The 14,978-nt window shown below is 65.8% G+C and carries 12 protein-coding genes; 4 read left to right on the top strand and 8 right to left on the bottom strand.

Going from position 1 to position 14,978, the window contains the following annotated elements:
* Positions 1-3 precede the first annotated feature (3 nt).
* Complete coding sequence (gene thpR, locus ACYQML_RS09245) at positions 4-546, top strand: RNA 2',3'-cyclic phosphodiesterase (RefSeq protein ID WP_461235372.1); 543 nt, start codon at positions 4-6, stop codon at positions 544-546.
* An 18-nt stretch (positions 547-564) separates the two neighbouring features.
* Here the strand turns inward: thpR and coaA are convergent, their stop codons facing one another.
* From coaA to dgcN, 5 genes are all read right to left on the bottom strand, one after another.
* A complete protein-coding gene (gene coaA / locus ACYQML_RS09240; RefSeq protein WP_056432456.1) occupies positions 565-1,539 on the bottom strand; it encodes a type I pantothenate kinase in 975 nt (324 codons plus the stop codon).
* A 65-nt stretch (positions 1,540-1,604) separates the two neighbouring features.
* On the bottom strand, positions 1,605-1,928 hold the full coding sequence (locus ACYQML_RS09235) for a phosphoribosyl-ATP diphosphatase (RefSeq protein ID WP_056432137.1): 324 nt from the start codon (positions 1,926-1,928) through the stop codon (positions 1,605-1,607).
* 98 nt (positions 1,929-2,026) lie between these two features.
* Positions 2,027-2,803 (bottom strand): imidazole glycerol phosphate synthase subunit HisF, encoded by a 777-nt coding sequence (gene hisF, locus ACYQML_RS09230; protein WP_056432135.1) that lies wholly within the window; start codon positions 2,801-2,803, stop codon positions 2,027-2,029.
* Between the two features lie 207 nt (positions 2,804-3,010).
* A complete protein-coding gene (gene dgcA, locus ACYQML_RS09225; protein ID WP_461235371.1) occupies positions 3,011-4,000 on the bottom strand; it encodes an N-acetyl-D-Glu racemase DgcA in 990 nt (329 codons plus the stop codon).
* Complete coding sequence (gene dgcN, locus ACYQML_RS09220; protein WP_311274173.1) at positions 3,997-5,019, bottom strand: N-acetyltransferase DgcN; 1,023 nt, start codon at positions 5,017-5,019, stop codon at positions 3,997-3,999. Before dgcN ends, dgcA begins: the two co-directional genes overlap by 4 nt.
* A gap of 601 nt (positions 5,020-5,620) precedes the next feature.
* On the opposite strand from dgcN, the gene maiA reads away from it, so the two are divergent.
* From maiA to ACYQML_RS09205, 3 genes are all read left to right on the top strand, one after another.
* The gene (gene maiA / locus ACYQML_RS09215) at positions 5,621-6,265 is read left to right on the top strand and encodes a maleylacetoacetate isomerase (RefSeq protein WP_461235370.1); all 645 of its coding nucleotides are present in this window, start codon (positions 5,621-5,623) and stop codon (positions 6,263-6,265) included.
* Between the two features lie 115 nt (positions 6,266-6,380).
* Positions 6,381-7,712, top strand: coding sequence for an NAD(P)/FAD-dependent oxidoreductase (locus tag ACYQML_RS09210; protein ID WP_056432125.1), 1,332 nt, complete (start codon positions 6,381-6,383; stop codon positions 7,710-7,712).
* 61 nt (positions 7,713-7,773) lie between these two features.
* A complete protein-coding gene (locus ACYQML_RS09205; RefSeq protein ID WP_311274175.1) occupies positions 7,774-8,097 on the top strand; it encodes a hypothetical protein in 324 nt (107 codons plus the stop codon).
* A 15-nt stretch (positions 8,098-8,112) separates the two neighbouring features.
* Here the strand turns inward: ACYQML_RS09205 and ACYQML_RS09200 are convergent, their stop codons facing one another.
* The 3 genes from ACYQML_RS09200 to murD all read right to left on the bottom strand — a co-directional run bounded on the left by ACYQML_RS09200 (position 8,113) and on the right by murD (position 14,771).
* Positions 8,113-11,772 carry a PAS domain S-box protein gene (locus tag ACYQML_RS09200; protein WP_461235369.1) on the bottom strand — a complete coding sequence of 1,220 codons (3,660 nt, stop codon included), beginning with the start codon at positions 11,770-11,772 and terminating at the stop codon, positions 8,113-8,115.
* Between the two features lie 159 nt (positions 11,773-11,931).
* Positions 11,932-13,272, bottom strand: a complete 1,341-nt coding sequence (locus ACYQML_RS09195; RefSeq protein WP_461235368.1) for an O-antigen ligase family protein — start codon at positions 13,270-13,272, stop codon at positions 11,932-11,934.
* A 140-nt stretch (positions 13,273-13,412) separates the two neighbouring features.
* Positions 13,413-14,771 carry a UDP-N-acetylmuramoyl-L-alanine--D-glutamate ligase gene (murD, locus tag ACYQML_RS09190; protein WP_461235367.1) on the bottom strand — a complete coding sequence of 453 codons (1,359 nt, stop codon included), beginning with the start codon at positions 14,769-14,771 and terminating at the stop codon, positions 13,413-13,415.
* Positions 14,772-14,978: the final 207 nt, after the last annotated feature.

Below are 14,978 nucleotides of genomic sequence, written 5' to 3'. Positions count from 1 at the left end.
CCGATGCCCCGCCTGTTCACAGCCATAGAAATCCCGGACGACGCAGCGGAGGCGCTGACGCGCTACCAATGCGGCCTTCGCGGCGCGCGCTGGATCGAGCGCAGTGACCTTCACATCACCCTGCGCTTCCTCGGCGACGTGGATGACGAGGTGGCCGAGGCGTTCCATGCCGGTCTGGTCGAAGCGCGCCCGCGCCCGCCTCTCGACGTGACGCTGTCCGGCCTCGACGCGTTCGGCGGAGACAAGCCTCGCGCGATCATCGCAAGCGTGACTGCCGGCCCCGACCTGCTCGACCTGCAAGACGAGCACGAGCGCATCGCCCGGGCAGCCGGAGCTGAGCCGGAACGGCGCAAGTTCACGCCGCACGTCACGCTCGCCCGCCTCAACCGCCGCGACACCCAGGCGGCGGATGTGGCAGGGTACATCGCCGAGGCGGGGCTTTTTGCGACGCTGAGGTTCACTGCAACACGGGTAGCGCTGTTCTCGGCGCGGGAATCGCGAGGCGGAGGACCGTATGTGGTGGAGGCGGCGTATCCGCTAGGATAACGACGCTCATGGGCCGTTTCACAACCGCCGCAGTGCTACGCTCTCGATACGGTGGCTCGCGCCCTTGGCCAGGATCAGGCTCGCTCGTTGTCGCGTCGGCAGGATGTTGTCGCGCAAGTTGGGCAGGTTGATCGTGGTCCAAAGATTGTCGGCGATCTCTAGGGCCTCGGCCTCCGTCACCTCGGCGTATTTCCGGAAATATGAGAGCGGATCCCGGAAGGCGGTCTGGCGCAGGCGCAGGAAGCGGTTGACGTACCAGCGGTGCAGGTCGTCCTCGTGACCGTCGAGATAGATCGAGAAGTCGAAGAAATCGGATACGAAGGGGATCGCGGTCCCATCGCGCGGCAGGCGCGCCGGCTGGAGGACGTTGAGGCCTTCCACGATGAGGATGTCGGGAGATTCCACCACCCGTTCCTCGCCCGGCACCACATCGTAGACGAGGTGGGAATAGAGCGGCGCGGCCACGCGTTTCTTGCCGGCCTTGATGTCGGTGAGGAAGCGCAGAAGCGCCGCCGTGTCGTAGCTCTCGGGAAACCCCTTGCGCTCCATCGCGCCCATGCGCTTCAGCTCGGCATTCGGGTGCAGGAACCCGTCCGTGGTGATGAGATCGACCTTCGGAGTATTGGGCCAGCGCGCCAGCAGTGCCTTGAGCACGCGGGCCGTGGTGGATTTCCCCACCGCCACCGATCCGGCGACGCCGATGATGTAGGGGACCTTGGCCTCGTGCTCAGCGAGGAGGAAGCGCTGGGTTGCTTTAAACAGCCCCTGCGTGGCCGCTACGTAGAGCGAGAGAAGACGCGACAAGGGCAGGTAGATCGCCACCACCTCCTCGATGGAGATGGGATCGTTGAGGGATTGCAGGCGGCTGACATCGTCGCTCGTCAGGGTGAGCGGCGTCTCGGCGCGCAATTGGGCCCACTCGTCCCGGGAAAACAGTCGGTAGGGCGACAGTCGCTCCGGGCCGATCCCAGTCACGGGATCCTGGCCCAGCACGAGGCCGCGGCCGAGAGCCGGTTCGCGCCCAATCACGGAGGCCACGGGCCGTTGGGGCTCGACGGTCACGTCTGCCTCCGGGCCGCCTTTTCGGCGATGCCGCTCTGCGCCGTACGACGCTGAAGTTCCGCCATCACCTCCGGCAGGCCGATGCCGCCGGCACGCAGCACAACAAGGAGATGGTAGAGCACATCCGCCGCCTCGCTCACCAAGCCTGCCCGGTCCCCCTGGACCGCAGCGATGGCGGCCTCGACGGCCTCCTCGCCGAGTTTTTTAGCGGGCTTTGCCGGCCCGCCGGCAAGGAGCTTGGCGGTGTAGGATTGGTCCGGTGGTGCGGCGGCGCGGTCGGCCACCACGGCCTCCAGGTCGCTCAGAGTGAAATCGGTCATGCGATCCTAGGGACGTTGGCGGGCGGGGCCGCGCGCTCCACGGGCCGGAGCCTGCGGCACGGGGCGGAATTGGGCAAGGGTGGGGTCGAGGGGGCGCATTACGGATCGAGCCGCATGCGCAGGCCGGCCGCCGCCATATGTGCCTTGGCCTCGGCGACGCTGTGCTGGCCGAAATGGAAGATCGATGCGGCGAGAACCGCGCTGGCGCCCCCGTCGCGCACGCCCGCCACGAGGTCGTCGAGGCCGCCGACGCCGCCGGAGGCGATCACCGGCACGGAGACCGCGTCCGAGATCGCCCGCGTCAGGGCGATGTCGTAGCCCGAGCGCATCCCGTCGCGGTCCATGGAGGTGACCAGAAGCTCACCGGCGCCGCGAGCCGCCACGGTGCGGGCGAAGTCGATGGCGTCGAGACCGGTGGGGGTGCGCCCGCCATGGGTGAAGATCTGCCAGGCATCGGGCTCCCCTGGCGCCGAGGTGCGCTTGGCGTCGATGGCGACCACGATGCACTGGCTGCCGAATTTGAGAGCACCTCGCTCGACGAAGGACGGATCCTTCACCGCCGCCGTGTTGATGGAGACCTTGTCGGCCCCGGCGAGCAGAAGCGTGCGGATGTCCTCCACCGTGCGTACGCCTCCACCCACGGTGAGCGGCATGAAACAGGCCTCGGCGGTTCGGCTTACCACATCCAGTAGGGTGCCGCGCGCCTCGTGGCTCGCGGTGATGTCGAGGAAGCAGAGTTCGTCCGCGCCGGCCGCGTCATAGGCCTTGGCCGCCTCGACGGGATCGCCGGCATCGCGCAGTTCGAGGAACTGGACGCCTTTAACGACGCGCCCGTCCTTCACGTCGAGGCAGGGGATGATGCGGGTCTTCAACATGGTGGACCTGTCACGCTTGCAGCCGGACTCCGGTCGCAGGCATCGGGCCATGCCCGTCCGGGCACCGTTCCGTCAACTCGATGGTGCGGATCGGCACGATTTTGCAGGATCAACTCTGCAGATTTGAAAGGCGGCCGATCCTGCCGAAACACCCATTCGTGATCTGCGTCAGCCGTATTTGGCGTCCCCGCGGCGATTCCGGTGGCCCTATCCCCACAGATCGGGTGTCGGAGGATGGATGAGGCTGCCGTCGAAGCGCAGAGCCGGGTCGCGGTCCCGCGCCAGGAGCAGCGGCCCATCGAGATCCACGTAATCGGCATGGTGGGCGAGCAGCATCGCCGGGGCCATGGCGAGCGAGGTGCCGACCATGCAGCCGATCATCAGCGAGAGGCCCCGCGCCTTCGCTTCGTGCGCCAGCATCACTGCTTCGGTGAGGCCACCGGCCTTGTCGAGCTTGATGTTGATGGCATCGTAGCGGTTGGAGAGAGCATCGAGGCCGGCACGGTCGTGCAGGCTTTCATCGGCGCAAATCGGAATCGGCCGCGGGATCTGGGCGAGAAGGTCGTCCTCCCCTGCCGGAAGCGGTTGCTCGATCAGGCCGACGCCCGCAGCGACGCAGGCGGCGAGGTTCGCCTCGATCGTGTTCGCGCGCCACGCCTCGTTCGCATCGACGATGAGGCGTGAATTCGGTGCGCCGCGACGCACGGCGGCGATGCGCTCGGGGTCGCTCTCACCGCCGAGCTTGACCTTGAGTAGGGGGCGATGGGCAGCCCCCCGGGCGGCCTCCTCCATGCTTTCGGGCGTACCGAGACTCAACGTGTAGGCGGTGGTGGCGACCTGCGGTGCGCTGAGCCCGGCAATCTCCCAAGCCGGTCGGCCGATCTGCTTGGCCTCGAGATCGAGCAGGGCGCAATCGAGGGCGTTGCGTGCGGCGCCAGCCTTCATTCGCGTGAGCAGGTCCGTGCGGGTGGCACCCGAGGCGATGGCGTCGGCCTGTTCAGAGATCAGTGCGCAGACGCTCTCGGGGGATTCGCCGTAGCGTGGATACGGGACGCATTCGCCGCGCCCCACATGGCCGTCTGCCCCATCGACGATGGTCGCGAGTACCACCACGGCTTCCGTGCGGCTGCCTCGAGCGATAGTGAAAGCGCCAGCGATAGGAAAGCGCTCCACGGCGACGGTGAGGCGGCGGCTCATGCGGCGCTCCCGGCCGGAAATTCCGCGAGCATCCGGTCGATAATGCCGTCGACACCGAAGCGAACCGGATCGGTGGCGGGCAGCCCGTGATCGCGAGTGAGGTCTTGGAGCAGGGTTTGCGCCTCGTCCTCCGGCAGTTTCTGCGTGTTCACGGCGATGCCGACAGGGCAGATGGCGGGATTGGTCAGGCTTCCGAGCTGGATCGTCAGGTCGATCACCTGCTGGATCGAGGGAAGCGAGTGCTTGACCCCGCGCATGGTGGTGCGGCTCGGCTCATGGCAGACCACGAAGGCATCGGCCTGGGCGCCGTGCAGCAGCCCCAGACTCACGCCCGCGAAGGACGGATGGTAGAGCGACCCCTGCCCCTCGATCAGGTCCCAATGGTCGGGATCCGCCGCCGGGGCGATCCACTCCACGGCGCCGGAGATGAAATCCGCCACCACCGCGTCGATGGCGACGCCGCGCCCGGAGATGAACACCCCGGTCTGCCCCGTAGCGCGGAAATCTGCATCGAGCCCGCGTTCCCGCATGGCGCGCTCCAGGGCGAGGACCGTGTACTTCTTGCCCACCGAACAATCGGTGCCGACGCTGAGCAGGCGCCGGCCGGGTCGCCTCGTGCCCTTGCCCGTGTCGAAGGTCTCGCTGGTGTGGCGAACATCGTGAAGCTGCCGCCCGTTCCGCTCGGCCGCTTCGGCGATCTCGGGGATCGAACCGAGGCGCACATGCAGGCCACTGGCGATGTCGAGACCGGCATCGAGCGCTGTGACCACCTCGGACACCCAATGCGGGGGCAGCACACCACCCGCATTGGCGACGCCGATCACCATGGTCTTGCAGCCCTTGGCCACGGCGTCGCTCAGGGTGAGATCGGGGATGCCGAGATCGGCGGCACATCCGGGAAGGCGCAGCTGGCCGACGCACCATTCGGGCCGCCAATCGGCGATGCCGTAAGCCGTCTTGGCGGCGAGCGTATCCGGCACGTCGCCGAGGAACATCAGGTAGGGCGTTTCGATCTGCATCGCGCTGGCATCCGTCGCAATCGGGGGCTGTCGACCGTGTCCCGCCGTCTATGCGCGAACCGGGCGGCGCTGCCAAATGTGCGACTGCCGCCAACCCCGCAATCGACGCCGACGGAATTATGCTTCCACGGTGAAGCCGCCTCGCCTGCAAGGGGAAGCCAAGACGCCGGATCGTTCCGAGGCACTCGGCCGAAGGCTGTGCCCGACGTCACGGCAGAAGAGCAAAACTGATGCAGGATGCCGCCCAAGAGGTAGGGGGGAGGAGTATCGCAAGCTTCCGAGGGAGCAACGGACTGATGCGGCGGGTACGATTACGGCCGGTCGTTCTAGGGGCTCGAACGGGCCAGGCCGGATCCCGCCACGCCTGGCTCTCCCGTTTGGCGCAATGCGGCCATCGGGCAGCAAACCGAGTGATCCGACACTCGAGGATACGCGAACAGGGTCATTCATCGAGCGTAGCGATGCCGCCGCGGATGAAGAAGCTTGACACGTCGTCCATCCTCTCGTGCCACGCTCGTGATGAACTACGACAAGATCATCCCTTGCAACCGGCGCCTTTGTCGGGTGTGGTCCGCGCCAGACAAAGGTGAGGGAGATGGGCATGAGGATGTACGGTAACTGGCGCTCGGCCGCCGCCTTCCGGGTCCGTATCGCCCTTAACCTGAAGGGGATTCCCTGCGAGGAGACCTTCATCGACCTCGACGCTGGCGACCAGTACAAGCCGGATTTCCTCGCCATCAATCCGCAGGCGGCAGTACCGGCCTTCTTCGATGGCGACGGCCCTCCCCTGACCCAATCGCTGGCGATCCTCGACTATCTCGAGGACATCCACCCCGAACCGGCCCTGCTGCCGAAGGAGCCGAGGGCGCGGGCACGCGCCCGTTCCCTTGCGCAGGTCGTCGCCTGTGACACCCATCCGCTCTACGTCCCGCGTGTGCGCAACTACCTGATGTCGGCCTACGACATCCCGAAAGACGACATGATGGGTTTCGTACGGCACTGGTTCGAGACAGGGCTGAAGACGCTCGAGACCCGCCTCGCCCACGAGCCCGGCACCGGTCGCTACGCGCAAGGGGACACGATCAGCCACGCCGATCTGTGCCTCGTGAGCCTCTGGGTCGGCACCGGCATCTTCGGCGTCGAGACAGCTCCCTATCCCACCGTGAAGCGGATCGCAGAGGATTGCCTGTCGAAGGAGGCTTTCGCGAAAGCGCACCCCCTCCGCCAGCCGGGTGCGCCTGCTTAAGACGTAGAGCCGGCCTGCACGACGAAGGCTGCCGTTCAAAAAGATTTTGCCTATAATACCCGAGCGGACAAAAAGGGCGTACGGCCTGCCGCTCAACGCTGAAGACGAGGAACGCATGGTACCGGGCGAAACCGTGGACAACCTGCATCGGATCGTGGTCGTCGGCGGAGGCGCGGCGGGGCTTCAGCTGGCTACCAAGCTCGGCGACACGCTGGGCAGGAAAGGCAAGGCTCACGTCACCCTCGTGGACAAGGCCCGCACTCATATCTGGAAGCCTCTGTTGCACGAGGTCGCCGCTGGCAGCCTCGATGTCGGCCACCACGCGGTGGACTATCTCCACCACGCCCACCGCCATCATTTCCGCTATCGTATCGGCTCGATGACGGGACTCGACCGTGGCGCGCGCACGATCCAGCTCGCCGCGAGCCACGATGCCGAGGGGCGTGAGGTCACGCCCGTCCGCTCGATTCCCTACGATACGCTGGTCCTCGCGGTGGGCTCGACCACCAACGATTTCGGCACGCCGGGGGTGAAGGAGAACGCCATCGCCCTCGACACGCAGGAGCAGGCGGTGCGGTTCCACCAGCGCCTGATCAACGGCATGCTGCGCGCCCATACCCAGGTCGGCCCGGTGCGGGCCGGGCAGCTCCACGTGGTGGTGATCGGAGCCGGCGCCACCGGAACCGAGCTCGCGGCGGAACTTCATCGTACGACCCGTGACGTGGCCTCTACCGGTCTCGACAGGATCGATCCTGCCAAAGATCTGAAGATCACCCTCGTCGAAGCGGCGAACCGGATTCTGCCGGCAGTCCCCGAGCGTCTGTCCGCCGACGTCATGACGCTGTTGAACAAGATCGGTGTCGAGGTCCGCACCCAAGCGCGTGTCACCGAGGTCCGCCCCGATGGGGTTCAGCTCGCCGATGGTGGCTTTATCCCCTCCGAGCTCGTCGTCTGGGCTGCTGGCGTGAAGGCGCCGCCCTTCCTGCAGGAGATCGGCGGCCTGGAGACGACGCGCAACAATCAGCTCGTCGTGACGCCGACGCTCCAGACGACCCGCGACCCCGACATCTTCGCCATGGGCGATTGCGCCTATCTGGTGGAGAAGGGCTCGGATACCCCGATCCCCCCCCGCGCCCAGGCAGCGCACCAGCAGGCGAGCCACCTGATCAAGCAGATTCCGGTCAAGATGGCGGGCGGGACCCTGAAGCCGTTCAAGTATCGCGATTTCGGCTCGTTGGTCTCCCTCGGGGAGTATTCCACGGTCGGCAACCTGATGGGGTTCATTCAGGGAAAGAACCTGTTCATCGCAGGCCTCTTCGCGCGGATGATGTACCGCTCACTCTACAAGATGCACGAGCAGGCCCTGCACGGCACGATCAAGACGGCGCTCGATGCCATGGCTCGCGCGCTGACGCGGCGCACCGAACCACGGGTCAAACTTCACTGAGAACGGCCGGGTTGGCGGGGGGCGCGCCTCGCCCACGGCAGAAACGTGACGAGACACGAGCATGATCGACATCATCCAGGGTCTGCAGCACCGCAATCCTACCCTTGGCCCCTACGTCCTGGTGCTGCGCTCGGATTCCCGGGCGCGCCATCCTTCGGATCCGGCACGGCTGTGCACCGAGGCCGAGGCCTGGATCGCCGAGAAAGCGCCGGGCGCACGCCTATCGCAGGAGACCGTGCTGATCGCTCCCTATCCGGGCGCGATGCCGACGGAACGCAGCGTCTCGGTGATGGCCTTCAAGGATGCAATGCAATTGGCCGCCTTTGCCACCGCCTGGACGGCAGAGCCGGAACCGGAAGACGAGCCGGTCCCCGCGGACGAATGAGCCTGGCCGGAACGGTCAAGCAGCCTGCAACGTCCTGATCGTTCCGAGCGTACCGTCCCGGACCACGGCGAGGCGGTGGATCAGCGGGCCCAGATCGTCGCCGTTGCGGCAAGCGTTCTCGATCTCTCGACAGAGGTCGGACAGCCCGACGAAGCCGAGCAGCCCGGCGGCGGACACCATGACATGGGCATCGTAGGCGAGTTCCGGCGGATCGATGCCAGATAGGTCGACCGAGTCCGGAGGGGCCCCGAACCGGTCGACGAGTTCATCCGCCAGCATGGACAGAAGCGCGGTGGCTCGCTCCGGCCCCACCATGTCCTTCAACGTGTCGAAGATCTCCCGGTCGAGGATGGGCGGGGAATCCGGCGCACCGAGGGTAGCCGAAGGATCGGTCCAGCGGGCGATAGCGGCATAGAGCGCGTCGCGCTTGAATGGCTTGCCGACGTGGTCGTTCATGCCGGCTGCGGTCAAAGCAGCGAGTTGCTGCGGTAGGACATTGGCCGTCATGGCGATGATCGGTACCGTACAGGCGGGCGCAGGCAGAGCGCGGATGAGGCGCGTGGCGGTAAGCCCGTCCATGCCCGGCATCTGCACGTCCATCAGCACAAGATCATAAGCCTTCGGTCCTTCCGCGGCATCCCGGATCGCGGCCACCGCTTCGGCGCCGTCGCCCACGACCTCGACGCTGTGGCCCGCGAGTTCGAGGACCGCCCGGGCCAATGCCTGGTTCACCGGCACATCCTCGGCGACGAGAATCCGTGCCCTTCTCGATGACGCGGACGCCTGGACAGGCTGCATTCCCGCTTCCTCTACAGCGACACCGCTCGCTGCGTCGGCGCGCGGCAGGACGAGAGTGAACCAGAAGGTCGATCCCTGCCCGGGAGTGCTGGTGACACCGATCTCCCCGTCCATCATCGAGACCAGGCGACGGCAGATCGCGAGTCCGAGACCGGTACCGCCGAAGCGGCGGCTGATCGAGGAATCGACTTGGCTGAAGCGCTGGAACAGGCGCTCCTGCTGGTCCGCCGAGATGCCGATGCCGGTATCCACCACCTCGAAGCGCAGGACCGGACCAGCTGCCTCCTCGCCGCATTGGCTGACATTGAGGGTGACGGACCCGGAGAGTGTGAACTTCACCGCGTTATTGAGCAGGTTGAGCAGAACCTGCCTGAGCCGGTTCGCATCGCCCATGGTCCAGGGCGGCAGCGCGGGGTCGAGCCGCGAGAGGATGGTCACGGGGCTCTTGAGCGCACTGCCGCGCACGATCTCCACGGTGTTCTCGATCAGGTCGCGTAACGGGAACGGCAGCAATTCCAGCGTGAACTGCCCCGCCTCGATCTTCGAGAAGTCCAGTACATCGTTGACGATGGTGAGGAGCGCATTGCCCGCCCCCTGGATCAATTCGAGGCGGTGCCTGTCGTCGGGCGTCCGACTCGGCTCCTCCAGCAGGAGGTCGGCATAACCGAGAATACTGTTCAGCGGCGTGCGGATTTCGTGGCTCATAGCAGCGAGGAACTCGCTCTTCGCAGCGCTCGCCCCCTCGGCCCTGGCTGTCGCGGCCTGCAATGCGGCCTCTACGGTCTTTCGTTCGGTGATGTCGAAATGCAGGCCGACCATACGATAGGGCGCGCCAGTTACGTCGTAGAGTACGCGTCCGCAGGTGGAGATCCAGCGCTGCTCGGTTTCCACGAGGATGCGGTATTCCGCGACGTAGTTGAGCTGGTTCCGGATCGCGTGGGCCGCCTCCTCGCGGACCGCCTGCCTGTCATCGGGATGGACGAGCCGGATCCAGTCCCGGACCGGCATCGCCTGGGCGTCCTCCCCGGGGATGCCGAACAGGCCCAGGGCTTTCTGGCTGAGCGTGATCGCGTCCGTCCGGAGGTCGAGGTCCCAGGTACCGGCATCGGCCGCCGTCTGGGCGATGCGGAGCAGGTCGGACGTCTCCTCCAACCGCTGACGCGCGGTGATGATGTCGTCGATGTCGAGGGCAGTGCCGAGCCATTCGGCATCGTCGGGCGCCCGGTCGTCATGGGTCGGGATCGGAATCATCACGATCTTGTGCCAGCGGTAGACGCCGTCGTGGCGGCGCAGGCGTCCCTCCACCATGAACGTCCGCCCCCGTTTGTGGGCGGTCCGCCAAGCGACCTCCATCCGTTCGGCATCGTCGGGATGGTTGCGCGCCGTACGCTCCGTCCTCTCGGGACCGATAGCGCCGTAAAAATCCGTGAAGGCGGGATTCACATAGGTCGCCGTCCCGTCCGGTGGACGCGTCGTCCAGATTAGCGCGGGCAGCGCCTCCGCGAGAGTGCGGTAGCGATCTTCGCTGCGCTGGAGTTCGAGTTCGGCCGCCCGACGCTCGGTGATGTCGCGGGTGATCTCAGCATAGCCGACCACGGAGCCTTGTTCGTCGCGGATGGCGTCGATGGCGACACTGGCGAAGAATTGCGAGCCGTCTCGGCGAACCCGCCAGCACTCGAATTTGACCTTTCCTTCATAAGCAGCGGTCGCAAGCGCGATACGCGGGGCCCCCGCTTCGAGCCCCTCCCTCGTGTAGAAGCGCGAGACGTGACGCCCGATGGCATCCTGGGCGGAATAGCCGGTGATACGCTCCGCGCCGCTGTTCCAGTTGGCGACATGCCCGGTCCGGTCGAGGGTGACGAAGGCGCAATCGCTCACCGCGTCCACGAGACGGCGGAACTGGCTCGTCCGCTCCCGCAGGGCGGCGTCGGAATTCCGGGCGTCCGTCACGTCGATGGCGGTGCCGACCAGACCTACGGTCAGACCCGCCACGTCGCATTCGCAGATGCCACGAACCACCATCGTCCGGATTTCTCCCGTGGGACGAACCATCCTCGCTTCGAAGGCGAAAGCATCTCTTCGCTCCAGCGCATTGGAGATGCTGGACCGAACCAGCTCACGGTCGTCGGGATGATGCAGATCGATGGCCCCGTCGAATGTCGGCGCGGAGGTCGCGGGATCGAGCCCGGCAATCCCGTAGATGCCGGTGGACCAGAAGGTCTGGCCATCGGCGAGCCGAACGCGCCAATGGCCGATCCCGGCAACCTCTTCCGCCATGGCGAGCAGGTGATGCGCGCTGGCGAGCGCGCTCTGGCGCTGCTGCAACTCTTCCCGCTGGTCGGCGATGGTCGCCTGATGGGCCGCGCGTTCCTCGGCCTCGCGGACCAGCCTCACATGGGCGTCCGCGAGGCGAAGATGGGCGGTGACGGTGGCCGCGAGGTCGTGCAGAGCCGCTTCATCCTCCACGCCGAACGGGCGCGGAGTGCTGTGCATGAGACAGAACGAGCCGACGCGGAAACCCGATTCGAGGCACAGTGGCACGCCGGCGTAGAAGACGATGGGATCGGGGCCGGTCACCAGGGGGTTCCCGGCGAAGCGCGGATCGAGGCGCGCATCCGGCACCACGAGCATGTCGCCACCGGCGATGGTGTGATGGCAGAACGATTCGAGGCGCGGCATCTCCTTGCGGCCGAGATCGCAGTCCGACTTGATCCACTGCCGGTCGGAATCGATGAAGGCAACATAGGCCTTCTCGACCCCGAAAAGGCGTTTGGCCGTGCGCGACACCGCCTCGAAATGCTCTTCGGGGCGTGTATCGAGGATGCCGAGCCTGTGAAGCGCAGCAACGCGCTCGGCCTCGTCAGTCGGCGTGATCAAGAAGCTGCCCTCATCGAGCTGCTGTGCCAGCTCTGCGATGACTCACACCTACCGGCCGTGACGCTAACGATCGATGTATCGAATATGATTTCCACATGCCCGCATCGCATTCTCCACAGGGCGCTGTGTAATCCCTTCATCGACGATACTTTTCAAAGATCACGGTCGGCCGCGATCGAGAATGACGGTAGTCGCTCGTTGCTGATTCAACCAGCGCACACGGGCCGCTTCAAGTCCCCACACCATGCCAAGCATCATATAAACATGACGCCATTTCTCGATATCAATCTGGAATGCTTGCAGAAAGAACATCAGCAAGGCTGGAAACACGATTTGGGCGAGCCCCTGATACGGCGATGGTTTAAGGCACAAGCGAAATCCGACGAAGATCGATGTCATGACCATAGAGACGAAAGCGAAACCTCCGAGCCACCCGCCATTTGCGAAACCACCGATATAGGAATTGTGCGGCTCCAGATCGAAGACCACGCGCCATCTCAGCGGCCCGAAACCGAGGGGGCGATCGATGAGCATCGGGATGCCGCGGCGCTGGTTGCCGAACCGGCCGGTCTCGCCTTCGTCATAATCCTTCGTGACCTGCGCCCGATCGGTGAACCGCTCCGAGACACCCTCCATCGACAGAAGGCCGCCGATCAGGAGCGCACCGACGAGTACGGCGAGGGCCGACAATCGGGCGATCCGCTGCCGAATCGCACGCGACGGAGAGGTCACGAATGTGAGGCTGATCGTCAGAAGAATGCCAAGCAGGCACGCCCCCCAGGACCCGCGCGAGAAGGAGAGGAAGACGCAGGCCAGGAGAACGAGTAGCGCCGTCGTCGACAGGAACACCCGCTGTGTCTCACCCACCAGCATCCGGCGAATGAGGTACAGCACCGACAGGATCAGGAAGGATCCAAGCAGGTTGGGATCCTGGAACACGCCCGAGGCACGGCCGTCCATCTTGAACAGCACGTCTTCGCCGAGCACGTCGAAATAGCTAAAGATGCCGCAAATCGCGGCGAAAAGGGCCCCGGCGAGGTAGGCCTTGAGGACGAATCCGACCCTTTCCGAGGTCTCGTCCGAGAAGAACATCACGAAGAAGATCCCGGTCAAACCGAGATAGACGGCCTGATACGTCCATTCGACCGAATTGCTCTCGTCGAGATAGGGTATCAGCGCGATGACGATCGCCATCAGATAGATCAGCAGAAGCGCGACGATGAGGATCGTCGAGCGGTAGAGCCTGATCCCCAGAAGGAACCACAACGCGATCGTCGGCAATGCCAGAAAATCATAGGGCGACGGCTTCATGAAGGTGAAGCACGTGAAAAAGATGACCAGCGCCAACAGCGCATAGCCGAGGGTGTGGAGCGGGCCCGACGAGACACGGCGAGGATCAGCCGACGCCATATCGACGCCCGCCGCACTCGCGCTCCATCTCCCGCCTGCCGCCATTCCGCCCGTCCAACCCGCCTGAGGATACGCGCCCGGCCTCAGCATGAGGCACTCCCCGTCAGCGAAGACTTAAACCGACGGTCTTGCGTCCCCCGCATGCCGAGGGCGGTCGCCCAAGCGTCAGGCCGTCGCTGTCCTGGGAAGCCGGGGGCGGACCAGGATTGCCTTGATCACGCGGCGTCGGATTACCCGATCAGCCCCCGCACGAGCGCGCGGAACTGGTCGCCCCGATCTTCGAAACTCTTGAACTGGTCGTAGGAGGCACAGGCCGGCGAGAGGAGGACCACCGGCTCCGGCGCCTCTGATCTCGCAGCAGCCTCCGCCGCTTGCTTCGTCGCCACATCCAGGGTGCCGCAGCGCGTATAGGGCACCCTCCCCTCCAGTGTCGCGGCGAAGACGTCGCTCGCTGCGCCGATGAGGTAGGCGTGGGCAACGCGGTCGAACAGAGGCTCCAGCAGGTCGATACCACCCTCTTTCGGCTTGCCACCGAGGATCCAATGAATGTCGCGGAAGGCGGTGAGAGCCTTCTCGGTGGAATCCGCGTTGGTCGCCTTGGAATCGTTGACGAAGAGCACCAGCTCGCGCCGGCCGACCTGCTCCATCCGATGCGGCAGGCCGGGAAAAGTCTCCAATGCGGAAACGATCTCGTCACCCGTCACACCGAGGGCCTGGACGACGGCGATGGCGACGGCGGCGTTCTGCCAGTTATGCGCTCCACGAAGCGATCCGATGCCGGATATGTCGGCGATGGCCTCCCCGGAGCGCCCGGCCACGATCCCGTCGCGGACGGTCAGCCCATCCACATCCTGCACCGCGACGCCGATCCGCACGAGCGCCCCCCTATGCCGGTCGGCGATGGCGCGGCTCGGCTCGTCGTCGACCCCGACCACCGCGAGGGCGGAGCCGTTGACGAGGCGCGCCTTGATCGCCGCGTAATTCTCCATCGTGCCGTGGCGGTCGAGATGGTCGGGCGTGATGTTGAGGAGCACGCCGATGCTGGGAGCCAGCGACGGCGTCAGGTCGATCTGGAACGAGGACAGTTCGATGACGTGACAGCGCCCCGGCGCCGGCGGCTCCAGCGACAGGATCGCGGTGCCGATATTCCCGCCCATCTGCACGTCACGGCCCGCTTTGGCCAGGATATGAGCGATCAGCGCCGTGGTGGTCGACTTGCCGTTGGTACCCGTGATGGCGACGAAAGGTGCATCGGGGGCGGTCTTCGCCCGCTCGCGGCAGAACAGCTCGACATCGCCGATAATTTCTATCCCGGCGGCCTTGGCGAGACCGACGCTCCAATGGGGTACGGGATGGGTCAGCGGTACGCCGGGCGCCAGGATCAAGGCGGCAAAACCCGACCAGTCTGCGCTGCGCAGATCCGCAACGGTGACGCCCTGTTCTCGCGCCTTTGCCTGGCTCTCGGTACTGTCGTCCCAGGCGACGACGCGGGCGCCCCCGGCCTGGAGCGAGACCGCCGTGGCGAGGCCGGAGCCGCCGAGGCCGAACAGGGCGACCGTGCGGCCGGCGAAGGTGGTGGCGGGGGTCATGCGGGTCTCGAACTCGCCAATGCTCTGATCTCTGTCCCCCTCCCTCTACCTCATCCTGAGGTGCCCGCGCGAGCGGGCCTCGAAGGAGGCCTTCAGAGCCCAATGCACGAAGTGGAGGCCTCCTTCGAGGCCTCCACTCCGCTGCGGCACCTCAGGACGAGGTGGATCGGCGGGAGGAAAACCAGTTGTGACGAACCATCATACGAC

It is taken from the genome of Methylobacterium sp. CM6244, from assembly GCF_054817885.1.
This window is presented reverse-complemented; position numbering and strand designations above follow the sequence as displayed.